This window comes from Haloferula chungangensis, assembly GCF_042664875.1.
Taxonomy (GTDB): domain Bacteria; phylum Verrucomicrobiota; class Verrucomicrobiia; order Verrucomicrobiales; family Akkermansiaceae; genus Haloferula; species Haloferula chungangensis.
Map to the genome: position 1 here is coordinate 1 of NZ_JBHTBS010000010.1, position 24,247 is coordinate 24,247.

Consider the following 24,247-nt stretch of genomic DNA (forward strand, 5'->3'; position numbering starts at 1 on the left):
GTTGGGCCATCAGGACATTACCACTACAGAAATCTATCTGCATGTGGCGATGGGGGTGAGCGGTTTGGGGGTGACGAGTCCGCTGGATGGGTTCGAGGCCGCTGTGCGGCAGTGACGAGTGAGAAGTGAGAAGTGAGAAGTGAGAAGTGAGAAGTGAGAAGTGAGAAGTGAGATCTTGGCCCCATTCCTTCCTCGCGCCTTTTCCTCAAGCAATGGTGACTCGGCGATACATCCGAGAACACCTGAGAATCACTTTCGGTGATTGAGGCGGATGAGGAGGCAGCCAAAGTTGATGGATTGGCGGTCATCGGAAAGCAGGCCAGAGGCGATCACGTAGCGGCCATGCTTGAAACTCACGACGCGCTGCCGATAGAGAACACTGAAGTGCTTGGAAATGGCGGAAGGGGTGGTGCGCAGCCTTCTGGCAAGCTCGACATTTGGCAGTGATTCTCCCTTTGCAAGCTCGCGCAGGATGGCGCAACGGACGGGACTGGAGATCGCGGGCAGGACCTGAGCGAGGGGAAGCCCCTTGAAGGGAGTTGGTGAAGATGCGGAGGCGCTCATTGGCTAATCTGTGAGGAGGGTTGGCGATTTAGGGATGGTTTTTCGTTCGGGGAAAGGAACCGGATCTCCTGTCTCAGGAGTGAGTTCTCTTGTAAGAGGAGTAATGACTCCCGCATGGAGAATGAAAGCGCTCGGAAGAGGAGGCAATCCTCCGGTATAGGGAGCCATTCCTCCAGTAAGAGGATCTGGTCCTCTCGTCTGGGGAGTCGGGACTCTTGAAAATCTTGTCAGGACATTTGGAAATCGTGTCGGGCACTGCCAAAAACTCGTTGCTTCGCGTAAAAGGCTGCGCCTCATGCGGTTCCCGCGGTTCGAACTGAATATTTTCGGACCAAGATGGATAGGATGGATGGGATGGATCGGATTCTCCGTCGCCAAGGCTATGGCGGGACAGGTGGATCGGATTTTGGAGCCGTTGAGCTCGGCTTCAGGCGGGAACTGAGGTCGACCAGGATGATTATTGAGATCGTTGGATTTCGTTGCATTTATCCTATCGATCTCATTCATCCTGGTCCCATTCCTTCCCTTGCTTGATCGCTTGAGGGAAAGTTACGGGATTGGGGGGCTTGGTTTTTCTTGCCGACTGAAGTCGACGGTCCGTTTGGGCGGTCGCTTCTGGGTCTGCGGAAAGGGGCGGGGTTGGCCAGCGACAGTAAGGTCGCTGCTCCGGAAGTGAGTTCGAACTTTTGTTGAGGCGTCGATGGAGCTAGAGTGCGGTCCAGTGTCTGAGTCGCCAAAACAAGAGGTTCTTCCGCCGCAGGTTTTGCTTGGGGCTTATGCTCAGGGCGTTTTCCCGATGGCGGATCATGGGGAGATTGTGTGGTTCTCGCCGATCATGCGGGGGGTGATTCCTCTGGATGAGCGCTTTCATGTGCCGCGCGGTTTGAGGAAGGCGCTGCGGAAGAAGCCGTTTGAGATTCGCTGGGACACGGCGTTCCGGGAGGTGATGGAGTGTTGCGCGGAGCGGGAGGAGACGTGGATCGATGAGGTGATTCTCGAGAGCTACTGCCTGCTGCACGATTGGGGCTATGCGCATTCGGTGGAGTGCTGGGATGAGGAGGGTTTGCAGGGTGGGCTTTATGGGGTGGCGATGGGGCGTGGGTTCTTTGGCGAGAGCATGTTTTCAAAGAAAACGGATGCTTCGAAGATCGCGCTGGTGCATTTGGTCGAGGGACTGCGGGCGAGCGGATTCGAGCTGTTAGATACGCAGTGGATCACGCCGCATCTGAGGCAGTTCGGGGCGGTGGAGGTGCCGCGCGAGGAGTATCACAGGATGCTGATGGCAGTGCTGGACGATCAGGATTCGGGAGGGATTCGTCCTCCGGAGCTACGAGGGCCGGGGTAGACTCACTCTTGGGCCAGGTGAGGGACTTGAACTTGCGTCAAGCTCTCTTGGTGAAAGAGATTATCCAATCTTCAGCTTGGAACACTCCCTACCCAAGGGTTCTGATTGATCGCTTTGGATGGAGTTGGCATCTGAGGGCTTCTCTACCAGTCCTCATCGTTGTCGGCCGCATAGAGGTTGAATTCGAGGCGGCTGAAGGAGGAGAGGTCGAAGTCGGCTTCACCAAAGGTTTGGGATTTTCCATGCATCATTCCGTCTTGGAATCCGATGAGTTGGAAGGTGATGGCATCGCCTTCGATGAAATGGGCGCGGATGTCTCCATTGCGAAGGATGGGCTTCCAGGTGAGTTCCGGGTTGGCGGCTTCCTCGGGGGTGCGCAGGGCGAACTTGCGGAGCCGTGAGACGGGGAGTTCGAATTCGCCCAACTCGGTTTTGAGTTTTACGGCGCCGTCTTCGATGGCGAGGGTTTCTCCTTTGATGTTGTCGCCGTTGCGGAGGAGGATTCCGAGAGGCGGGTGATCTTGAGGGTTGAGTTCATCTGTCTCTTCATTGCCGAAGGGGTCGATGCCTGCTTCCTGCCAAGGGCCTTCGATGGTGCCATCCCACGAACTCACCCGGATGCGTGAGACGCGCAACTTATTGCGGGAATCCGAGAGAAAGTGAAGGGCGCTGCCAAGCTGGCCGATGCCTGGAACGTCATCTCTCCAATCGGCGACGACCCGGCCTCCGATGATGAGACGAATGCGGCCTGAGATGAGGTCTTGAAGTATCTCGATGCGGACTTTTTCACGCTCCTGAAACTCCCGCATACCGCCGACATTCCCGATATTCACGGGTTCCACTCGGCCGTTCCTTTGGGTGCGCTTGCGCAAGTAGGCGTAATTGCTTTGGCAGACGAGTTCGAAGCCGTTGCTGATCTCGTTGAGGTTGGTGCTATCGGCGCAGGTGAAAATGCGGAAGCGCGCGTTGCCCCGCCATTCGACGTCGAAGGCGACGCGAAAGCGGTCGTGCTCTCCGATGTCACGTGAGATGCTCGATGAGCTGTGGCTAACAAGTTCGCCGTTTTCGAGGGTCCAGTCGCCTTCTTTCTCGATCTCCCACTCATCGATGGTGCCGGGGCCGGCGTAGAAAATTTCGGGTTTTTCCTCGATGGTGAGTGCGGCGACCATGTCGCGGCGGAAAACGAGCTCGCCGGCGTAGCTGGTGCGGAGTTTGATGTGTTTTTTGTCGAGGCTGATGAGTGATCCGCGGACGACGTCTTCATTGGTCAGGGTGAGGATGGCGATGTGGTCGCCCTCGGGGAGGTCGACGGCGTCGCTGGAGGACAGTGAGATGTCGAGCAGTCGGTCGAGTTTGAGCGCTTGAGGGACCGTGAAGAATTCGGATTCCCAGGTGATGGTGTGCTCATCGATCCCTGTGAGATTCCCGGTGATGGTGTCGCCATTATTGAAGCGGGCGGTCATCGGCGGGGTGGCGAGGGCCGCACCAAAGGCGAGAAGGCTGAAGAAGAGGAGGGCTTTCATTCTTCGGTGTCGGGTTCGGTTTCTGGTGCTGAGTCTGCTGCGGGGATTTCGCGGCGTTGGAGTTGATTCACGGCGTCGCGGCTGAGTTTCATGTCGCCGAGGAGGGGGTGGGTGAGATGGACGTGATCGGGGCCGAAGGTACAGGCGTGGGCGCCAAGCGTGCCGGCCCCGGCGAGTCCGATGATGAGTGGGGTGGCCGAGTTTTCGGTGGCATTCTCTATTTCTGCGAAGAAGAGGGTGGAGATTTCTGCGGTGGGGATCGTGGACGTATCCTCGGCGAAGGGTGTTTTAAAGAGAATGCTGAGTTTGCCGCGATGGTCGGTCTTTGAGGAAATGATGCGGCCACCGTAGCGTTCGCCCTTGTTGTTGATGAGGGCGTCTTCGCCGAAGTCGCCGCGGTCTTCGCTGCGGTGGCGTTCGCCCGAAGCGTCCCATTCCCGGAGGATGATGTCGGATACGCGATGGGCTTCGGCTTCGGAGGAGTCGCTGTGAAGGATGACGATCTTGCCGTCTGGGATGACTGGCAGGGGGTCGGCGGCCTGACCTTCGAGTTGACCGTCGATGTAGAGGAGGAGTCGGCGCTGGCGGTTGTCGACGCGGATTTCGAAGCGTGCTTCGCGCTCGGCGAAGGAGTCGTGGTTGCGGTTGACGGTGATGAGGGAGTGGTAGGGGTTTCGTCCGGAGCTCTGGCGTTTGATTTCCATTCCGGCGGTGCCGATCTGGAGAAAGTAGCGGTCATGTTTTCCTCCGCTGCTGGCGGGGGTGTCGGAGGCGAAGAAGACCTTGAGCATTGGCTTGTCGGCCCACTTCAGGCGGAAGGAGAGTGAGAAGGAATCGGGGAGGGTGGGGAAGTTCCGGGCGATCGAGCCACGTCCATCGGAAACCATGCTGCCGTCTTCGAAGTGCCAGTTGTCCTCGATGTTCCAATTGACGAGGTTTTCGGGGCCGCTGTAGATGGTTTTGCGGGGGCGGATGCCGAGTTGGGCGGTGGCGACGATCTTTCTCGGGATGGCCAAATCGCCGGCGTAATCGGTGGTGACGGCGAGCTGGGTGTCGGAAATGGAGACGATGTCGCAGGGGAGGCGGTCCCCATTGATGAGGGTCAGCATGGTGTCGTGATCGAACTTGCGCGAGGGTTTGAGGAAGCTGACGTCCTTGACTTTGTCGGCATGGATGCCGACGGGGGAATCCGAGATTTCGAGGTCGGCGGTGATGACGCCGTCGGGGGAGATGGATAGGATGGAGCCACTGAGTTTGCCGCCATCCTGGAGTTCGAGGACATCGGCCAGGATGAGTTGGGGTCCGGCGAGGGTCAGGGCGAGAAGGTGGGGGAGGGTTCTCATAATTCTTCGTCCCAGTAATTGAGGAAGCTGGATCCGGACTGAAACTCGAGAACCACAGCGGAAGTGAGGTCCAGATTGAGTTTCTGGAGTAGCGGTGAGTTGAGACTCATGGTGGTGTTGCTGGTGACGCCAGGCACTCCGCTGATGCGTCCGATGGGTTGGAAATGAACGCGGGTTCTTCGGTCGGAGCTGTCTTCGATTTCGCGTTGGCTGTTTTCGGCAAGGTGGATTTCGGCGATTTCTTCGAGTGGGATTTCGAGTGGGGCGTAGCGGTTTTCCAGGGTGAGTTTGCCGTCGATGATGGTTTTGATTTTCCCTGAAAAGCGGTCGGTGCCGTTGGTGAGGAGAACGACGTCGAATGCTTCGCTTTTCAAGCTGCGGGCGGAATCGGGCATGCCGTTCCATTCGGCGACGATGATGTCGGAGATGCGGACGGGGGTATCGGAGCCGAGCGTTTGAAAGCCGATGCCATCGCCGAGGCCTCCGTAGCCCTTTGTGGTGGGTTCTTCATCGTCATCCCAATCGATTCCGGGATTGAGGTCCCACTGCATGGAGAACTCGTCGTTGACGAAAAGGGAGACACTTCCTTTTTTCCGGTTACAGCGGAGTTCAAAGACGGCGATGCCTGTGTCGTCAAACCGGAAGTTGGTGGTCGAGGAGCGGATTTGGTCGAGGAACGGTTCTCCATCTTCGTTGAAACCGCATTGCTGAAGTTGGGCATAGCTGCTGCGGAGGGTGAGCACGTAGGCGTTGCCGAAATAGTCGGCGAGATGTTGTGAAGAGCGGCGTCGGTCATCGCGCTGTTTCTGGAGCTTCTGCTGTTCCTCTTCGCTGAGCTTTTCGTCTTCATCGGCTGGGGGGTAGACGGGCGGTTGGAAGTCGGCATGAAAGGCGATGGCGATGGAGGGCCGGTTTCGCCATTCGAGTTCGAAGCGTAGGATGGCTTCATCGGGCATGCCGATCGGGCTGCGCAGGGCATCACGGCCGCCGCTGAAGTACCACTTTGATCCGCGATGATTCCAACTGGGTTTGCGCTCCTTGGCAGGCTCCGCGTCTTCATCCTCATCTTCATTTTCCTCGAGCTCAGGGAAGTCATCGGCGGGGCGGTAGATTTCCCAGCCCTCTTCGGAAAAGGGGCCTGCGTAGATGAGCCGACCGCCGAAGGGATTGGGAGCGACCCGCACGACGGCATCACGGGGAAGCTCGATACGGCCGGCCATGGGAGTTCCGATGGTAAGGCTGTCGTTTTCAAGGGAGACCACGCGGGCGGGGATGCGGTCACCATTGACGAGCTCGATGTGGGCGGCGTCTTTTCCCGCATCGATCGGGTGTCCGCCGCGCAGGACGATCTGGCGGACCTTGTCGGTTTTGAATTCCATCGGGGCGATGCCGTCTTCGCGTTCCCAACGGAGCACGCCATTGGCATCGAGTCCGGCGAAGTGTCCTTCGAGTTCGCCGTTGGTCAAGCGGAGGAGATCGGGCTTGACCTGGTCATCGGCCAACAGGGGGAGTGTGGTGGCGAGGAGTAGGGAGAGGCGGATCATTTTTCGTAAATGGGAAGAAAGCGGTAGTTGAGAGCGAGAGAAAGGAGGGAGGAGGAAGTGTTGAACGACTCGCCCTTGTTTCCGGGCCAGGAGCCATCGGGGCGCTGGATGGTGGAGAGGTATTTGAGGTTCTTGGCATTCCACTCCTCGAAGGCCTCTTCATCGGCGTGGAAGAGCGCCTGCGACATGTAGTACTCGTAGTAGTAGGGGTAGTGGCGCTCGCGGTAATTCAGGTTTTCCTTGAGGTAGGCCAGGCTGGTTTGAAAGCCCTTGCCGTCCTTTTCCTTGGCGAGGGCGAGGCAGGTCACGCCGATGGCTGTGAGAGTCTGCTTGCCGCCGCCTGCGGAGGTGTAGCCGTAGGCTCCGTCGCCGCCGCGGCAGCGTGACATGTAGGCGAGGCCTTTCTTGATGGCCTCATCGGGCACGGGGAGGCCGGCATTCCGCGCACCGAAGAGGGCGACGAGCTGGCAGCCGGTGACAGTGGTATCGGCATCGCGGCTGTCGGGGGTGTAGCGCCAGGCGCCGGCGCTGTTGCGATTCTGGGCGGAGAGGATCAGGTCGACGGCTTTCTTGAGCGCGGGGGCGATTTTTGAATCATCGACGGCGCCGTAGGCTTCGGCGAGGGCGAGGGTGGCGAAGCCGTGGTTGTACATCGAGCTGCCGATGTAGCCGTTGCTTTCCCGCTGGCGGGAGAGGATGTAGTCGATGCCCTTCTGGATGTGGCGGGCGTAGGGGCCGTGGTTGGGGTCCTCGCCATGGGCGAGGAAGGCGATCACGCAGAGGCCGACGACGCCGGGTTCTCCCCCCATCTGATCATTCCATGCGCCGTGCTCGTTCTGGTTTTTTGCGAGGTAGGCGAGGCCGCGTTCGTAGACGGTCTCAAGCTGTGGGGGAATCGGATCGTCCGGGCGGCGTGGGAGTTCCTGGGCGATGGCCGGGCTGACGATGAGGGTGGCGAGGAAGAGGCGTAAGAGTTTCATGTGGCGGTAGCGTCAGCGGCTGAGTTTTTCCGCCGCACGGTTGTAAGCGCGCAGGGCGTCCTGGAATTCGGGAGGCACGGACTTGCCGGCGGTGCCGGAACCTTTCGGCACGCGGCGTTCTTCGACCTTGCCGTCGGCGTTGCCACTCTGGTTGCTGTTCTCGCTGTTAGAGTCGCCGGTGGAACCCTCGCCGGCCTGATCTCCGGGTTTGTCCCCCGGCTTCTGGCCACCGGGTTCGCGGCCCATCATGCGCTCCATCATGTCGAGCATGGCGCTTCCGGGTTGTTCGCCGGGTTTGCCGGGGCCGGATTGCTTTTGCTTTTCCTTGGCGGCCTCGAAGATCTTTTCGATCACGTCGGTTTCGGCGGCGATGGTTTCGCCGCCGGTTTCGTGTTCGTAGAGGCGTTCGGATGCTTCGTCCATGGCGTCTTCCACTTCGCGGAAGAGTTCGATGACTTGGGGGACGGTTTGTTCGATGGTGAGCTGCTGGACATCGGCAGCGAGTTCGTCCTGCTTATCGGAAAGATCGCGCGCACCCGTCTGGAACTTGCTGATTTTCTCCGCGAGTTCGGCATCATCGGCGAGGGCGATGAGGGGGAAGAGAAAGATGGGAATGAGGGCTTTCATGGGGTCTCGGCTTCAAAGCTTCGTCTCAGGGTTTCGAGGGCCCGGGTGCGGGCGCGGAGGTCCTGTTCCTGCTGGATGAGGCGCATCACGCGGAGCATGAAGTCGAAGTCCTCGTCTTCGCCACCACCACCTCCGCCGCCACCACCGCCTCCTGCCGGACTGTCCTCGGAACCTTCGAGCTTCTTCGCCCATTCGAGCAGTTTGGCGGACCAATTCTTTGCCTGATCGGCGGCGATGTAGCTGTGGTTTTTGATCAGGCTCAGGCGGATGTCTTCGAGTCCGAGGTCGATTTCCGAAGTGATCATCTCATCGAGGATCTCGCGGAACTCCTGCTTGTTGGAGCGGGTGAAAAAGTGTCCGAGGTCTTCCTGGATCCAGTGGACGTCGGAGGCGGTATCGGACTGCTGGCGGACGGCTTCGTTGAGCAGACGGAGATCGGCGGGATCGAGTTCGCGCGAGTGCAGGCCGAAGTTCCTGCTCCCGGCGAGCGCGGTCATTGCGATGGCTTCCTCTTCACCGGCGGCTTTCTTGAGACGGTTGACGAAGGTGCTGGCTTCGAAGCGCTGGTTGGCATCGTTCGCCTTCTCGATGGTTTCCTGCATCTTCTCGAGGTTCTGCTGCTGCTGTTCGACGGCTTTCTCGACGTCCTGCTCGGATTTTTCCTCGGTGTTTTTCTGGTCCTGGGCTTCGTCCAGTTTGTCTTCGACCTTGGGCATGTCCTGCTCGCCGAGTTCGCGCATGGCTTGGGCGGTTTCTGCCATCTTCTTGAGGGTCTCCTTGTCGATGGTGCCGTTGCGGCTGCTGTTCTTGAGGAGTTCCTCCATCTTCTCGGCGAGGTTCTCCATGCGTTCGACCTGCTGGCGCTCGGCCTCTTCCTGTTCGGCGAGGCGTTGGCGTCCTTCTTCGCTCTGAAGCTCCTCACCATCGAGTCTCTCGATGCGTTGGTTTTCTTCTAACAGGTTGCGCTCGCGTCGTGCCATGTCCTCGAGTTCACTGATGGCTCGATCGAACTGGTTCTTGAGCATTTGGGCGTGTTCATCACGGCTGAGCACGTGGATGATGATGGGCTGGGAGTAGACGCGTCCGCGGCCCGGGAGGTAGTCCTCGGCGTAGGCGCGGAGAGTGAGTTTCTGCGGGGAGATCTCGTAGGTGAGGGGTGAGAATGCCGCGGGCATGGCGGCGCGATTCATGGAGGGCTGGCCTTCTTCCAGTCTCAACTCGCCCTTGGCCGGAACTTCATCGGTGGGGCGGGTGAACTGACCTTCCCAGACGAGTCCGTATTCCTTGAGTCCGTAATCGTCCTCGGCGATGACCTCCAGATCGATGGTCTCCTCGGGGAGCATGACCTTCTGGGTCTGGACTCCCTGCAGGTAGGTGGTCGGTGCTTCATCCTTGAGGGCATCGATGCGAATCGTGAAGCCTTCGTTGCCTGTTAGACCGAGGTCGTCGCGCCAGCTCATCGGCACGTTGGTACTTCCGGAAGTGACTTTCAGAAAGCCGGTGCTGGCGCGGGAATCGCTGATATCCATGGAGGCCGCTTCGGGATCAAAGGCGGGTGTCTCGCCGGAATCCTGGCGGGCGGAGGGCGCTGGGGTGAGAAGGGAAGTGGCGGCACTCAAGGGACCGAACTCGGCGGATGCCAGAGCGCGTGAGGCCTCGATGGTGAGCTGGACCTGAGAGCCTTCCACTACGGTCACGACACCGGTCGGCACGTCGATGATGCGATTCTCGAGTTCGAGGTAATCCGGGTAGTTGATCTCGGCGACGGTGCTGCTGATCGATGGTCGCAGGGAGGGGATGACGGTGATTTCGTGGCGGGCGTCGCCGATCTGAATGCGGACCTCGCCGGGATCCTGCTGACCGGGGAATTCGAAACGGTAATGTCCATCGTCGAGCTTGGCCCAGACGGGGTCCTGGCGGCCGTACTGGGCTTCGCCGATTTCGGGCTGCCATTCGGAGTCTTCGGAAAGCCGCAGGTCGATGGAGAAAGCCTCGCCCTGAGGGACGGGAAGCTGGAAGGGCACGTCTTCTAACAGCGTGAAGGTGTAGCGAGCGGTCGAGGAGAGGGGGAAGAGCCAGCGCTTGAGGGAGTTGAGCCCGGCCTTGGGGACGATGACCAGAGCGGTGCCGGCGATGAGGAAGAGGGCGATGACGGCGAGTGACCAGCGTCGGTGGCGGGAAGCGGGGAGCGAGTCGTTGAGCTTGCGTTTTTCTGCCTCGGCGGCCACGGCCTCCATCGCCGCGGCGCGGAGTCTGGGCGAGAGGCTGTCTTCGTTTTCGAGCTGCTTCTGGAGCTCGACGACACCGAGCAGGCGGTCGCCGAGACCGGGGTGCTTGCGGGCGATGAGCCGGGCGAGTTGGTTATCGTGCCGATGTCCCCAGACCCAGCGGTGGAGCCAGATTGGTGCGAAGACGGCGGCCAGCGAGGTGCCGCCGAGGAGGATGATCAGGCGGACGATTGCAGGTGTCGGCCAGAGGCGGTCGAGCCCGAAGACGAGAAGGTAGGAGAAGAGCAGGCCGAAAATCCCGGCGAAGATGGCTTCGGCGATCTTGCTGCGCCAGAGTTGGCGGCGGAATTCCTCGAGTTGACGCCGGAGGGACTCGGGCAGCGGCGCTGAGGATGAATGGCGGTCGTCGGGCATGTTTCAGGGTAAAACGGTGATCTCCTGCGGATCTTTACCAAGCTCCCAGAGGAAGCGGTCCATTTCCAGCGGAAATCTCCGGTTTTCCAAGGGATCCACGGACCCGTGCGAGGGTCGATCCCTCAAGTTGGGAAGAGCGCCACCCTGAGGCCGATTTGCCTTATTTCATGCGCGGATGACGCCATTTCCGACTCGTTCTGCGGCGACGGTGGTGTCGGGTCCGTGTCCGGGGTAGACTTTTGTTTCCCCGGGCAGGGAGTAGATCTTTTCGACGATGCCTTGGCAAAGGAGCTGGAGATCGCCGCCGGGGAGGTCGCCACGACCGGTCGAGCCATTGAAGAGGGTGTCGCCCGAGATGAGGATGTTGCGTTCCCGGTCATGGAAAGTCACGCTATCCGGCGAGTGGCCCGGGACGTGGGCGAGTTCGAGTTTCAGGCCATCGATTTCGAGCATTTCCTGACCGGCAAGCTCGTGATCCACGGAGTAGGGGGCGACGCTCATCGGCATGCCCCATTGTTTCACGATGTCTTCCGCGGTGAGCTGGGTCGAGTAGGCGTTCCATGAGTAGATCGGTACGCCCATGGCGGCGATTGCGGCGGTGTCCATGACGTGATCGAAGTGCTGGTGGGTGAGGAGCAGGGCGAGTGGTTTGATGTCGTTTTGGGTGAGCCACTGGGCGGTATCCGCAGGGGCATCGATCAGCAGGTGTCCGCCGCCGGGAGTGGAGAGGAGGTAGGCATTGGTGAGGAGAAAACCGCCCTCGAATCGTTGAATCGCATCCATGCCGGAGGAAGGCGTAGGTCGGGGGCTCTGTCAATGAAGGTGGTTTTTCCTTCTGGGGAATGCGGAAAGCGATTAATGCGTCTTCCGTGACTCATCGGATTGTGGGAACGTGGTTGATTTGCTGTTCGATGGGAGCAGCAGGCGAGCGGCTGGAGGAGCCTGTATCAAGCGAAGCTGATACGGAGATGAGGTTCTTTGATCGTGAAGACGGGTGGCTGGATTTGAGCGAGTTTCTCGATCATCCGATGGGCTTCATTCCTCTGCTGATCCCGATTACCGAGCCGGCGATCGGAGGAGGGGCGGCGGCGGTTCCGGTTTTCATCGACAAGCCCGACGATGGAGGACGTCCGAGCATTACCGGGGCAGGGGTGATGAGGACTTCGAACGGATCGGAAGGGGTGTTTGGAGGCTACTCCGGGTATTTTCTGGATCAGCGGCTTCACGTCACCGCGGCAGGAGCCGACATGAGCGTGAATCTGGATTTCTATGGGATCGGGAGTGGTCTCAGGCCGAATGGGCAGCCGTTCCGTTACAACCTGGATTCGACCTTTGGCTTGCTCGGGGGGGAGTGGAAACTGGGGGAGTCGTACTGGAGTCTCGGGCTTCGCTACGCCTATGCGGAGATCGGTGCGAGTCTGGAAAATCCGCAGCTTCCACCGATCGGTGTGCTGGAAAGCGGGATCGACTACATGGTTAGTAGTTTGCGTCCGAGCTTGCTCTACGATTCTCGCGACAACGTTTTCACGCCGACGAAGGGTCTGGTCTCGGAGCTGAGTGTGACGGCGAATCTCGAGGCGCTGGGTGGCGACACCAATAATCAATCGGTCAAGTGGTCGAATTTCTGGTACCGCCCTCTGGTCGAGGATACGCTGTTTTTTGGAATCAAGGGCGAGGTGGAGCAGAGCTTTGGAGATATGCCGTTCTACATGAGGCCCTATGTAAAATTGCGGGGAGCGCCGGCGGTTCGTTATCAGGGCGATGGGGTGGCTTCGTTCGAGGGCGAGCTTCGCTGGCAGTTTCATCCACGCTGGAGCCTTGTGGGATTCGGAGGCGTGGGCTTTTCATGGTATGACGATCATCCATGGAAGGGCTCGGATGCGACGGCCACCGGAGGTGCGGGCATTCGCTATCTCATTGCCCGTCAGTATGGGCTCCACATGGGGCTGGATGTGGCCTACGGCGAAGAAGGTCCGGCGGTCTACGTGCAGTTTGGCAGTGCGTGGAGCCGCTTCTAGGAGCGGGAGTGGTGAGTGGCTCAAGCCACCAGAAGCGATCTAAAGAATGAACATCATCGGAACTTTCATTTCAGTGGGGCTGTTGTGGTTTCTGATCACGCTGTTTACCCGCTCGACGAATTCCTCCCAGACCCTGACCGAGACCTGGATCGTGGTGATCGGAATGCTGGCAGTCAGCTTTGTCTCCAACTTGCTTCTCGGAGGGATTCTGGGACCATTTACCGCGATCGTGAATATCGCGGCCTTGTATTTCCTCGTGGATAAGATCTGCGGCGCGAGTCAAAAGGTGACGATCAAGATCTGTGTCTGGTATCTGGTCTTGTCATTCCTGATCAGTCTCTTCTTTGCCTTCCTGTCGAGCTGATCAGGAAGGCGCCAGAGCGCAAGAGCGCCAGAGAGAAGCGAGCTCGCGGGTGAGCCGTCGATTCAGTTGTCGAGGAAGTCCTCGACCATCTTGATCACCTCCGAATTGGAGAGGATCGAGACGTGGTCTTCATGGAAGGATTGCTCTTTGATGGCATCGGCGACGGCCTCCTTGCGAGTGACGCTTTCGACGCTGACGGTGCCATCGTTTTCTTCGGGCAGGACCATTGAGTGAGAGGCCTTGTCTCCGTAGAGGAGCATGTAGGGGATCTTGCCCTTCAGCTTGGTCTTGAAGAGATCCGTTTGGAAATCGGAATTGGGAACCATATCGATCCATGAAGGGACGGGGTTCTTGAGGTGCTTGACGCCCGACTTGGCAAACTCCATGCCGCCGAAGGGGCTGGAGATGGTGACGAAGTGTTTGATGTAGCGATGTCCCGCGTTGTAGTTGTTGATCACTGCGTAGCGCGAAACGAGGCCACCCATGCTGTGGGCGACGACGTTCATTTCCTGGAACCCGTAGTGGCCCTGAAGAAGCTGAATCCCGCGGTCGAGAGCGCCGCCTGAAGTGGAGAGTCGTGTAGCGGACGGGTACTGATAGAACCAAAGTTGATAGCGCTTGCGGTCGAAGGTCTTGAAGAAGGTGGACCAATCCTGAGGTGATCCGGCAGCCCCGTAGACGAAGAGGACGGGGATGCGTTTTGGATCGTATTTCTCGAGGAAGTAGATGCCGACGCCGGTATTCATGGTGTATCCGGTGGGCTCCCAGTAGCCCTCGGAACCGGTTTCGGAAGAGAAGCGGGATTCACTGAGATTGGCCACCTCGCCGAGCGCGATGGGGATGTCCCATCCGGACTTGGCCTCCTCGACGGTCCGGCCGGCCAGGAATGTCGTGGCGGCGGTGATAAGTTCATGGGGGACTTTGTTCTTCGAGGATAGGGCTCCTTCGATGCGCCGTGGGGTGCTCTCGGTGAGATCCAGCGGGAGCGGATTGCCGTTCGAATCCGAGTGGATCCAGGCGGGCTCGCCTTTCTGATATCTGGCGTCTCCATTGGAGTCGCTGTAGGCGAGGATGTACTGGTGTGGCGACTTTTTGACAAAGAAGCCGAAGACGCCGATGCCTTTGACCTCGGAGATGTCGCCACTGGCGATCGTATTGGTTTCCCGATCCCAGTTGAGGGTCAGCCCCTTGATGTTCTTATACGACCCGGCATTGGTGATTCGGGCGGTAACAATGGCCGATTCATCCTGGAATTTCAGGTCCTTGCCCAGCTTCCGAAAGTTCGCGCAGCCGATGACCAGAACGCAGAGCAGGGAAAGGCAGGCTGGAAGAGCGAGAGATTGGGGGAGTTTCATGATGGCGACTGAACTGATCTTGGGATACCATGTGGAACTTGGCTGTTTTCAAGAAAAAACGAGGTCCTGAGCGCTGAGGGCGATCAAGCTGGGGATGGAATTGGACCAGGATGAATGAGATCGATAGGATGAAGCCAACGATCTTGGGGATCATCATCATGGCTGAACCTCAATTTGAGCCTGAAGCTGAGGTCAATGACGCCAAAATCTATCCATCGTGGTCTGAATCAACTGAGATGGAACCGATTCTCTCCCTCGCTTTATCGCCCTGCCTGAGCACTGCCAGCTTGACCGCTTGTCAATCAATCCTATGGCGGTGAGGGTGTCTCGGTGATTAGAAATATCGTGCTGTCTGCTCTGGTGCCGATGATTCTCGGGAGCTGCACCCTCCTCCCTGTGATTGGCGACAAGCCGCCGGAGTTGGCCTTGCCGGTTCCTGATTCCGGGCCACTGGTTAAGGCAAGTCGAAGCCTCGCGAATGGAAGGGCCGCGGGTGACTCGTCATTTCTCCTGCTGAACGAGGCGGAGGAGGCGTTGAAGTGGCGTCTGGCGCTGATCGACTCGGCGCGCAGCTCGATCGATATCCAACTGTATCTGTGGCACGGCGGCACTTCGAGTGAGTTGCTCTATGAACGAGCCATTCAGGCGGCCGATCGCGGCGTGCGGGTGCGGATCCTCGTCGATGATTTCCTTTTACGCGCGAGCAATGTGAGTGTCGCCACGCTGTGTCGCCACCATCCGAATTTCGAAGTCCGAATCTTCAATCCCGGGAGAGTCCGGGGCAGCAAGATTTTCGGCATGACCGAGATGCTGGCCAACTTCAATCGCCTGAATCGGCGGATGCACAACAAGACCTTCACGGCGGATCGCTGCATGACGATCGTTGGTGGCCGGAATATCGGTGACCATTATTTCGGCATGGACGAGAACTATAACTTTGTTGATCTCGACGTGTTGGTGGCGGGTCCTGTTGTTAGAGAGGTTTCGGATGGCTTTGACAAGTTTTGGAATGACGCGGCGTCGTTCCCGGGGATGCATCTTTCGAAGCGGGATGATCCGCAGTTGGTTGAGCTGTCGAGGAGAGGCTTCAAGTCGACGATCGAGAGGGAGAAGAACGGCAAGCTCAGGGGGATTGGTGTCGGTCGCGGCGACTGGAGCGGCGAGTTGGCCGCGCTTCGTGGAGAGATGGTTCGGGGGAAAGCCCGCTTCATTCAGGATGATCCCGATCCGAGCAAGGACAAGCGGGTGGTGGCCACGCAGCTGAAGTTACTGACACGCACGCAACAGAGTGAAATCCGGCTGGCCTCACCTTACCTGCTGCCCTCGGACGAGGGCGTCGATCAGGTGGCGGAGATGCATGCCCGAGGGGTGGACTTCCGGGTCATCGTGCCGAGTCTGGCGGCGAACAACCATGCTGCGGTTCATGGTCACTATGAGAAATCGAGGCAGGCCCTGGTTGAAGGCGGTGCTCGGCTCAGTGAGTTCCGAGCCGATCCGAGCGAAGAAGTTCGGGATATGGTCGATGTGGGCGGGGTGCGGTGCGAACGAGTCAACTTCCACCTCAAGGCGGTGGTGAGTGAGCGCGACAAGTGTTTCATCGGCTCGCTCAACATCGACCCACGTGCGGTGAACATCAATACCGAGTGCGGATTACTGATCGAGTCGCCGGCTCTGGCTGGAGAAGTAGCCGACTTGTTAGATGAACTCAGCAGCCCACAGAATTCCTGGCAGGTGAAAAGCGATGGGAAAGGTGGGCTGACCTGGGAGTCACGCGGTGAAGTCCGGAGCGAACCACCGTCGGCGGGATGGGTCCACCGGATGATGGCGCGTGTCTCCGGATGGCTGCCGATCAAGAATCAGCTTTAAGGCGCTGTGGGCTACCTTGCTCCGAGCTTTGGCATGGAGTCGGTCGTTTGGTGCTTTTTGACGGCAAACTTCGCACCCAGAATCACTGGTCCGTCTAGTTCTAGCTTCAAGCCCTTGCGATTGAAGCTGGGCTTGCCGCCGCTGCGAACCGTCATGTCCGCATGGCCGAGCAGGCGCATGGGAGCGCCATTCGCGGCGGCTTGCTTGAGGTAAGACGTCAGGTCCTTGCTGCTCAGTTCGCTTTTGAACTCGGCCGTGTAGCTTCGCTTGAGCTTCTGGTCATCCTCCGTCACGGGAAAGGTGATCAGGCAACCGCACAGCTGGCCGAGTGAGGCCCATTGGCCGTCGGGCAGGATGATGTCGAATGAGAAACTTGGATTTGCAAGGAGCACTTCCTTGACGCCCGAATTCTCCAAGGTGAAGTCGAGACGCATCGATCCGTCGGCGGCCAGATGGATGGTATCGATGCTCAGCAAGCGGATCCGTTTCTCGATGCCAAAGGGCTTGGCGAGAAGTCGAACGCCGTGGTGATGAATGATGACATCGCTCGATGCGGGGACCAGAAGGGCGAGCCCAAGGGCCAGCTTTAGAAGGCATTGCGACATGGAAAGGACGCTTTCATGCCGATTCGCCGAGGGCAATCTCTTTCGGCCGCGCCTTCGTAGCGTTTTCGTGACGGAAGATGATTCCTTTTCCGCAAATCACGATCCGCCTTGAGTCCGTCGGCGCTGGAGGAGCTGGGCTGCGAGTCGTGCGTTTTGCCTGCCGAGGATGATGCAGGAGACGGATGAGATGAAGATCCCGAAGAGGATGAGGAGAAAGCCGCCGGCACCGGGTTCTTCATTCAGAATCCAGAGAATCCAGACGCAAATGCATGGTGTGGTGAGGTAGCCGAAGATGGCGCAAGTGGTCCAGGCGATGCGTTGCCAGCGGAGGTCGTTGCGCTTGAAGTAGAGGAGACACAGCGCGCACCAGGCGAAGCCACCGCTGATGGTTCCAAGCATGGCGCTGCCGAGGATGAGGACTTCTTCAGCGCCCCGACCGATGATCGAGTAGTCCGATTGGAGAGAGTCCCAGAAGACCGCGAGAACGAGGAGGGCGGGAGCGAGGTGCAAGGTGCCGATCACGGTCAGGGTGATGTGGGCCGCCTTGGTGGCTTTCCAAACGCCGGGGTCGAGGTGGATGAAGGGGTGATAACAGGGAGTCATGGGCAGACTCTGCCCAGCGATCGGTGAATGAAGGATGAAAGGTGGGTGAAAAATGATTGGAGCTTGTCGTCGGGCGGCTTCGGGAAAGAATCGCGGCGAATGGTGCTTCCTTCCTGGTTCTGGCGTGTGTGGCGGTCGAAGAGACTGAGGCGTTTCCTTATCGGGGTCCCCATCTTGACGATCGTGACGCTGGCGCTCGGATATATCGGAGTTGATTGGTATGGGAAGAAGGTATGGACGGATACGGTGGAGGAGCTGAACGGGGCGGGGTATCCTTCGACGATTGAGGAGGCTGTTGAACCTTCGGCTAAAGGGAGGGTGGATCTGTTTGAGATCCAGACGGCTCGTGATGAGGTGGCGCGGTTTGAGAATGATGACGAGGGGCTGGGTGATCTTTCGTCACTGGGCTTCCCGGGCCTGCGGAAAGATGTCTATCTTGACATCGAAGAAGGTCCTGATGGTCCCCAATTTGCTGCGTTCTACGGAGATGGAATTTCCAATGGGGATGCGGCGGAGAAGCTTTTCACTCTCTTCGAGCGCTACGAGGAGCGCAGAAAATTGCTCCTGTTAGTTCGACCGGACCGGCTGCTCTTGATGGATTCCAAGGATGGTCCGAGTGGGTTCACCTTCCTCAACCGTGCCACAGGCTTTCTATTTGATCACGCGTTGACCTCGATTGCGGTGGGCCGATCGGATGTGGCGATGGAGGATCTTGAGACGATGATTGCCTGGAGTCATGCGATTGATCAAACGCCTCAGATGGCGATCGGTTACGCCTTGGCTGCTTCGTATCGCATGACGTTTCTAGTCGTCATCAATGAGGGCCTTATGGCGGGGTCTTTTGGCGAGGATGATCTTGAGAAGTTGTCGAAGAGTCTTTCTCAGTTCGATTTGCAGAGGGGGTATCGGAAATCGCTGGTAGTTGAGATCTCGGGTTGGATCGAAAGCTACGATCCGATCATGCAGGCGAGACCGGAGGTCGATTGGGACACATGGTGCGCCAACTGGTCACTTGATCGTGAGATTTTAGGAAAGAAAGCGATGAGCCTCGTCTATGCCCATGGGCCAGAAGGTATCCATGCGATGGGTTTGGAGAAAGCATTGAGAACCATGGGAGACGAGGCGGCGAAGACCGGGGATGTAAGCATCGAAGATCTTACGAGATTTCGCTCAGAGCATGCATCAAAACCTCGCTACTACGACCTCGACCTGGACGATCTGGTTCTTGAACCTCCACTTTCTGAAGGAGTTTGGGAATTTCTGGAAATGACAGCTCACAGTTGCCTGGTGGGGGAGGCCCAAATGCGGCTTACCCAGACGGCGATCGACCTCGAAATACGGCGGCTGAAGGAAGGGAAATTCCCTGATTCTGTTCAAGCTGAAGATCCGCTGGGGGACGGGGTGATGGGATACCGGCTGGAGAAGGACGGCGGCTACTCGATCTGGTCGGTCGGACCTGACGGGGTGGATGATGGGGGGGCGGGGGATGATTTGGTTTTCAGATATTGGGTGCGATAGAATTCCCTGCCGCTTCGGGAGGCGATTGGTGTTTTGGCAAGGGCATGGCTGCTCTTTTTCGCTTCTTAGAGCTCGTGCTTTTTGAGGTGATCTAACAGGCCGGCACAGGCGTCCTCGACGAGGTCGGCGACTTCTTCAAAGCCGCTGGCGCCGCCGTAGTAGGGATCAGGCACGTGCTTGGCCTCCTTTTCGACACAGTAGTCGGTGATGAGCTTGATCTTGGGGAGGTGTTTCTGATCGATGTCGAGTCGCTTGACGTCGTTGAGGTTGTCGTTGTCGGCGACGAGGACGAGGTCGAAGGCGTCGAGGTCGGGGGCTTTGATCTGGCGGGACTGGCCGGTGATCTCGTAGCCGCGGTTCTCGAGGGTGGCGGACATGCGGTGGTCGGGGGGATTGCCGGCGTGGTAGCCGATGGTGCCGGCGGAGTCGATTTCGATGCGCTCGTCGAGGCCTTCATCGTGGACGAGTTTGCGGAAGACGATTTCGGCGGCGGGGGAACGGCAGATGTTTCCCATGCAGACAAAAAGGACGCGGTAGGGTGGCTGGCTCATGTTGGTGAGGGGATGTGTGGGATTTGCGGGGGGATCGCAATGGGAAAGAAATGGCAGAGCTTCGTTGAAAAAATTATCTAACCACAGATGAACGGGATGGACGCAGAAGCGAGATGGGGAAATTTTTCATCAGAATCCTCTTTATCGGCGTTCATCCCGTCCGTCTGCGGTTCCGGATCTTCTAGTCCAGTATTTGCAGGGCGAGGGGTGGCCATCGGTGTCGGGAGAGGACAGAGCTTCGTTGAAAAAATTATCTAACCACAGATGAACGGGATGGACGCAGAAGCGAGATGGGAAATTTTTCGTCAGAATCCACTTCATCCGCGTTCATCCCGTCCATCTGCGGTTCCGGATTTTCTGGTCCAGTATTTGCAGGGCGAGGGTTGGCCATCGGTGTCGGGAGAGGACAGAGCTTCGTTGAAAAATTATCTAACCACAGATGAACGGGATGGACGCAGAAGCGAGATGGGGGATTTTTCGTCAGAATCCACTTCATCCGCGTTCATCCCGTCCATCTGCGGTTCCGGATTTTCTGGTCCAGTATTTGCAGGGCGAGGGTTGGCCATCGGTGTCGGGAGAGGACAGAGCTTCGTTGGAAAAATTATCTAACCACAGATGAACGGGATGGACGCAGAAGCGAGATGGGGAAATTTTTCATCAGAATCCTCTTTATCGGCGTTCATCCCGTCCGTCTGCGGCTCCGGATCTTCTAGTCCAGTATTTGCAGGGCGAGGGGTGGCCATCGGTGTCGGGAGAGGACAGAGCTTCGTTGGAAAAATTATCTAACCACAGATGAACGGGATGGACGCAGAAGCGGGATGGGGGAATTTTTCGTCAGAATCCACTTCATCCGCGTTCATCCTGTCCATCTGCGGTTCCGGATTTTCTAGTTCAGTATTTGCAGGGCGAGGGAGCTGAGGTGGCCACCGGTGTCGGGGAAGGTGATGGTTACTTTGTTTTCGGCTTTGATGAGATCGGGGGATACCGGAATTTCATAGATGCCGAAGAAGCTGGGGCGGTCCGTCTGATCGCGGCCCCGATAGAAGCCGGGAGCTCGGAGGATTTCACCGTTGAAGGTGATGGTCGGGGTGAGTTTTTTGCCGTGGGCGCGACCGACACCGAGGCGGAGCGTGGCCTTTCCGTTTTGGCCGGGCTGGACCTTTGCGATGGTGTAGTCGACCGGCTGGTCGGCGGTGATGGGATGGAAGTGGGAAGTGGCGTAGTATTTCCGCTCGTCGACGGTGCTGCTCTGAGCGAGTGGCTTCTCGTAGATAAAGCTCAGGATCATGGTGGACTCCGATCCGAGTCCCAGAGCGGCGCTTTCCTGGGTTCGCTCGTAGGCGTCGAGACGGGGTCCTTCGGTAGTGGGGTAGAGGTGGCGGATGTGGGTTCGGGTGATGGCGTTGCCAGGAACGTCGGCGGGCTGGAGATTGAGAAGGCTTGGGGCAGTTGTTAGATTGTTGATGATGAGGTGGAGTTTGTTTCCATCGGCATAGGCATCGGCGAGAAGGTTGGGGTCGCTGGAGTGGGTGAGGATGCGGGTGCCGCGGACTTCGGACCAGAGTTGGTAGAACTTGATCTGATCGCTGAAGACGTAGTCGCCGGTGAAGGATTGGGGTTCGTTTTCCTTGCGAAGAAGCCGCCAGTAGTAGGGGAAACCGCTTCCTCCTTCGTTGTTGCCCCATTCGGCTTTGACGGTGATGAAGGGAATGGTTTTGGCGATCTGGTCGGGCCGCGTCATGAACTGAAGGAGCATCGAGTTGATGGCCTTGAGGCAGAGCCAGTCGCGGTTGGGCGACCAGGGTTGGTTGAACCAGTCGTGGAGTTGCGATCCGTATTCGGAGATGACGAAGGGCTTGGGTTTTCCAAACTTGAGTGTGGCGTAGTGCTCGATCATGTCGAGGGTGCCTTCGAGGTGGGCGCCTTTGCGGTACATCTGCTGGCCGTGGTTGATGCCGGGGAAATCGTAGAGGTGGAGCGAGTAGAAATCCATGCTGTCGCCGGTGACGTCGATGAAGTCCTTCCAGCGTTCGTGCCACTCTCGGAAGTCGTCCTTTTCCACATCCGGGAAGGCGGCGGTGTAGCCACCGATGAGGACGTCCTGATTGAGACGGCGGATGGCTTTGGCGGCGTCGCGGTGATACTCCCAGATCTGGCGAAGGGAGGCGTCTTTGTTTTCTTTTTGAAGTTCGTAGACGGGTTCGTTGACGATTTCAAAATAGCGGGGACGTGGCGGGCCATCGCCGCCAGTGAACATGTTGAGCCAGTAGCCCATGGCCTGACCGGAGGCGGCGGCATTGGCGATGGACCACGGGGCACTGCCGTCGGGTGGAGTGATGAGGGCGCCATCGGGCCAGAAGGGATGAAGCTGGGTGGCGACGATGAGGTCATCGCGTTCGGCATAAGGATGCAGGTGGCTCTGGCTCTGATATCGGGCGCGTTCCTGGCGGGCGTACATTTCCATAAAGGGAAAGTGGACGTGGCCCTTGTTGGCGGGGTCCTCCTTCATTTGAGAGAGGGTCCAGGTGATGGCGCCGGTGTGGCGGCCGAAGTAGACGTCGAGATCATCGACGAGGTGTTTGAGCTTGTCTTCTTCGCCGACCCAGTCGCTCTCACCGGAGCCGGCATGGATGGTGATGAATTTTTTCCGATCGAACTCGCTGATGCCGCCGATCTCTCGGCGGATGCCGGGGTCGAAGGAAATGTCGGCCGCCCGGTGCTGGGAGAGCGCCGTGCTGTTCAGAGTAAGGAAGCTGGTGAGGCTCAGAAGGCCGGCGGGAAAGTGGATCATGGGCTTGGTTTCTTTATTGTATACAATCCGGCGTTGGGAGGTCTGTCGCCTGGCGCTCACAAATGTGGAGATTTTTTCCCGGTGGAGACGGCGGGCGGGGTAAGGCTTGCGGGGTCCGGTCCTCGCAGGTGAGGCTGTGCCTGATGCTGGCTATCTTGGTGCGGGTCGCAGTGACCAAACTACTGCTTTCGTCGGTGCTGCTTGCGGGACCGAATGTGGTGATCGTGCTGACGGACGATCAGGGCTACGGCGACGTCTCGGCGCATGGCAATCCGGATCTGAGGACGCCGGCGATGGATGCGCTGCGTGAGGAGTCCACGGCCTTGGATCGTTTCTTTGTGAGTCCGACCTGTGCGCCGACGCGGGCGGCCTTGTTGACGGGTCGGCATGAATTCGCGGTGGGAGTGAGTCACACCGTGGCGGGGCGCAGTTTGTTGCGTCCGGGGCTGCCGACGCTGGCGGAGGTGATGCGGGGGGCGGGCTATGCGACGGGGATTTTTGGGAAATGGCACCTTGGTGACAACGCGCCATGCCGTCCGGAGGATCGGGGCTTTGATGAGGTCTTCGTGCATGGCGGTGGCGGGATCGGCCAGACGCCGGACCGCTGGGGGAATACTTACTGGGATCCGATGATCCGCCGAAAGAATGGCTGGGTGGCGACGGATGGCTACTGCACGGATGTGTTTTTCGCAGAGGCGACGAAGTGGATGGAAACCCAGGTCACAGCGAGAAAGCCGTTCTTGCTGTGGTTGGCGACGAATGCGCCGCACGATCCGTACGATGCACCGAAAGGCAAGGCGGAGGAGCTGAAGGAGCGGGGGTTGGATGAACCGGCGGCTTCGTTCTATGCGATGATCGAGAACATCGATGCAAATCTCGGACGGCTGTTAGGGCGGATTGAGGAGTTGGGAATGGAGGAGGAAACGATCGTGATTTTCATGACCGACAACGGCTCGGCAGTGCCTCATTTCAATGCGGGGATGAAGGGAGCGAAGGCGTCGGTGGATGAAGGCGGCGTGAGGGTGCCGTGCTTTGTCAGATGGCCGGGCAAGGTGGCGGCGGGGGCGTCGATTCTTCCTCCGACGGCGCATGTGGATGTGATGCCGAGTGTCGCCGGGCTGTGCGGAGTGGCGTTGCCGGAGGGCTGGAAGGGAGATGGTTTGGACCTTTCGGCGGCCTTGCTGGGACAGGAGAAGTTTCCTTCGAAACGGACCTTGTTTACCCATCTCGGACGCTGGCCGGGGGATGAAAGCCCGGAGCGTTTTCGTTCGAAGGACTTCTCTGTTAGAGACGAACGCTGGCGTCTGGTGGGCCTGGAGCTTTTCGACATGCAGGAAGATCCGGGGCAGAAGGTGAATGTTTTCGAAAAGCATCCTGAGGAGGCGACGCGCTTGCTGATGGAATACGGGCGCTGGTGGGAATCGGTGGTGCCGATCGTGCGCGAGCCGGTGCGGCAGGTGATTGGTGGTGAGCAGCAGGTGGTGGAGCTGACGGCACACGACTGGTGGCCATCCCGTGAGGAGGAAGCGGGGAACCGCCAGGCATTTTCCCATCAGCTAGGGATCCGGAATTTCCTCGATAAGGCGCGCGTGGCGGGGACGCGGAATGCTTTGCCGGGGACCTCGGGTCACTGGAAGTTGGAGGCGGCGCGGGCAGGGAATTACCAGATCCGGATGGCTCTGCTGCCGAAAGAGGCGAGCAAGGATGAGGTGGCACATTTAGCGAAGCTGAGACCGGGAACGGCGCATGTCCGGGTGGGGCAGGAGGAGGTGCAGCTCAAGGTGCTGGAAGGAGCGACCGAGCTGAGCTTGTTGCTGGATCTGGATGCCGGACCGGTCGAACTGGAAGCCTGGTTCGAGGGGCAACTGCTGGGGCCGCGGAAATTGGGGGCGTTTTTTGTCGAGCTCGAACGGCTTGGCGAGCGCAAGCGCTCGAAGGCCGAGTTCCACGTCAAGGAGGCCCCTGAAAAATAGTCGCAACTTTCGATTTCCTCAGGGGTTGGCGAATG

Annotated in this window: 19 protein-coding genes; 6 read left to right on the forward strand and 13 right to left on the reverse strand. The window is 58.7% G+C overall.

Annotation, left to right across the window (positions count from 1 at the left end):
* Window positions 1–249: 249 nt before the first annotated feature.
* Window positions 250–564, reverse strand: coding sequence for an ArsR/SmtB family transcription factor (locus ACFQY0_RS16490; protein ID WP_379714629.1), 315 nt, complete (start codon window positions 562–564; stop codon window positions 250–252).
* Window positions 565–1,285: 721 nt separating this feature from the next.
* Between ACFQY0_RS16490 and aat the strand changes: the two genes are divergently transcribed.
* Complete coding sequence (gene aat / locus ACFQY0_RS16495) at window positions 1,286–1,909, forward strand: leucyl/phenylalanyl-tRNA--protein transferase (RefSeq protein WP_379714631.1); 624 nt, start codon at window positions 1,286–1,288, stop codon at window positions 1,907–1,909.
* 143 nt (window positions 1,910–2,052) lie between these two features.
* Here the strand turns inward: aat and ACFQY0_RS16500 are convergent, their stop codons facing one another.
* The 7 genes from ACFQY0_RS16500 to ACFQY0_RS16530 form a co-directional block, all read right to left on the reverse strand.
* The gene (locus ACFQY0_RS16500) at window positions 2,053–3,432 is read right to left on the reverse strand and encodes a hypothetical protein (protein WP_379714633.1); all 1,380 of its coding nucleotides are present in this window, start codon (window positions 3,430–3,432) and stop codon (window positions 2,053–2,055) included.
* Window positions 3,429–4,775 (reverse strand): FHA domain-containing protein, encoded by a 1,347-nt coding sequence (locus tag ACFQY0_RS16505; RefSeq protein WP_379714636.1) that lies wholly within the window; start codon window positions 4,773–4,775, stop codon window positions 3,429–3,431. Before ACFQY0_RS16505 ends, ACFQY0_RS16500 begins: the two co-directional genes overlap by 4 nt.
* Window positions 4,772–6,319, reverse strand: a complete 1,548-nt coding sequence (locus ACFQY0_RS16510; protein WP_379714639.1) for a hypothetical protein — start codon at window positions 6,317–6,319, stop codon at window positions 4,772–4,774. Before ACFQY0_RS16510 ends, ACFQY0_RS16505 begins: the two co-directional genes overlap by 4 nt.
* Window positions 6,316–7,299 (reverse strand): prenyltransferase/squalene oxidase repeat-containing protein, encoded by a 984-nt coding sequence (locus ACFQY0_RS16515; protein ID WP_379714641.1) that lies wholly within the window; start codon window positions 7,297–7,299, stop codon window positions 6,316–6,318. The genes ACFQY0_RS16510 and ACFQY0_RS16515 overlap by 4 nt, the downstream gene beginning before the upstream one ends.
* A gap of 12 nt (window positions 7,300–7,311) precedes the next feature.
* A complete protein-coding gene (locus ACFQY0_RS16520; RefSeq protein WP_379714643.1) occupies window positions 7,312–7,926 on the reverse strand; it encodes a hypothetical protein in 615 nt (204 codons plus the stop codon).
* Window positions 7,923–10,568, reverse strand: a complete 2,646-nt coding sequence (locus tag ACFQY0_RS16525) for a hypothetical protein (protein WP_379714645.1) — start codon at window positions 10,566–10,568, stop codon at window positions 7,923–7,925. The genes ACFQY0_RS16520 and ACFQY0_RS16525 overlap by 4 nt, the downstream gene beginning before the upstream one ends.
* A 165-nt stretch (window positions 10,569–10,733) precedes the next feature.
* Entirely contained in the window at window positions 10,734–11,351 is a 618-nt protein-coding gene (locus ACFQY0_RS16530) for an MBL fold metallo-hydrolase (protein ID WP_379714648.1), read from the reverse strand.
* Between the two features lie 59 nt (window positions 11,352–11,410).
* Here ACFQY0_RS16530 and ACFQY0_RS16535 point away from each other — a divergent pair, with 59 nt between their 5' ends.
* Both ACFQY0_RS16535 and ACFQY0_RS16540 read left to right on the forward strand, forming a co-directional pair.
* Window positions 11,411–12,586, forward strand: coding sequence for a BamA/TamA family outer membrane protein (locus tag ACFQY0_RS16535; RefSeq protein ID WP_379714650.1), 1,176 nt, complete (start codon window positions 11,411–11,413; stop codon window positions 12,584–12,586).
* A gap of 46 nt (window positions 12,587–12,632) precedes the next feature.
* A complete protein-coding gene (locus ACFQY0_RS16540; RefSeq protein WP_379714653.1) occupies window positions 12,633–12,950 on the forward strand; it encodes a hypothetical protein in 318 nt (105 codons plus the stop codon).
* 62 nt (window positions 12,951–13,012) lie between these two features.
* Here the strand turns inward: ACFQY0_RS16540 and ACFQY0_RS16545 are convergent, their stop codons facing one another.
* Window positions 13,013–14,305: an alpha/beta fold hydrolase gene (locus ACFQY0_RS16545; protein ID WP_379714656.1), complete on the reverse strand. Its 1,293-nt coding sequence runs from the start codon at window positions 14,303–14,305 to the stop codon at window positions 13,013–13,015.
* A gap of 345 nt (window positions 14,306–14,650) precedes the next feature.
* Here ACFQY0_RS16545 and ACFQY0_RS16550 point away from each other — a divergent pair, with 345 nt between their 5' ends.
* Window positions 14,651–16,171, forward strand: coding sequence for a phospholipase D family protein (locus ACFQY0_RS16550; protein WP_379714659.1), 1,521 nt, complete (start codon window positions 14,651–14,653; stop codon window positions 16,169–16,171).
* Between the two features lie 11 nt (window positions 16,172–16,182).
* Here ACFQY0_RS16550 and ACFQY0_RS16555 read toward each other — a convergent pair whose 3' ends face one another.
* Together ACFQY0_RS16555 and ACFQY0_RS16560 are read right to left on the reverse strand one after the other, a co-directional pair.
* Window positions 16,183–16,776, reverse strand: coding sequence for a hypothetical protein (locus ACFQY0_RS16555; RefSeq protein WP_379714661.1), 594 nt, complete (start codon window positions 16,774–16,776; stop codon window positions 16,183–16,185).
* 96 nt (window positions 16,777–16,872) lie between these two features.
* On the reverse strand, window positions 16,873–17,379 hold the full coding sequence (locus ACFQY0_RS16560; RefSeq protein WP_379714664.1) for a hypothetical protein: 507 nt from the start codon (window positions 17,377–17,379) through the stop codon (window positions 16,873–16,875).
* A gap of 174 nt (window positions 17,380–17,553) precedes the next feature.
* Here ACFQY0_RS16560 and ACFQY0_RS16565 point away from each other — a divergent pair, with 174 nt between their 5' ends.
* Entirely contained in the window at window positions 17,554–18,897 is a 1,344-nt protein-coding gene (locus ACFQY0_RS16565; protein ID WP_379714667.1) for a hypothetical protein, read from the forward strand.
* 65 nt (window positions 18,898–18,962) lie between these two features.
* On the opposite strand, the gene ACFQY0_RS16570 is transcribed toward ACFQY0_RS16565, so the two are convergent.
* Window positions 18,963–19,448: a low molecular weight protein-tyrosine-phosphatase gene (locus tag ACFQY0_RS16570; RefSeq protein ID WP_379714670.1), complete on the reverse strand. Its 486-nt coding sequence runs from the start codon at window positions 19,446–19,448 to the stop codon at window positions 18,963–18,965.
* 886 nt (window positions 19,449–20,334) lie between these two features.
* The gene (locus ACFQY0_RS16575) at window positions 20,335–22,239 is read right to left on the reverse strand and encodes an agarase (RefSeq protein WP_379714672.1); all 1,905 of its coding nucleotides are present in this window, start codon (window positions 22,237–22,239) and stop codon (window positions 20,335–20,337) included.
* A 143-nt stretch (window positions 22,240–22,382) separates the two neighbouring features.
* Between ACFQY0_RS16575 and ACFQY0_RS16580 the strand changes: the two genes are divergently transcribed.
* Window positions 22,383–24,212, forward strand: a complete 1,830-nt coding sequence (locus tag ACFQY0_RS16580) for an arylsulfatase (RefSeq protein WP_379714675.1) — start codon at window positions 22,383–22,385, stop codon at window positions 24,210–24,212.
* The last annotated feature ends 35 nt before the right edge of the window (window positions 24,213–24,247 follow it).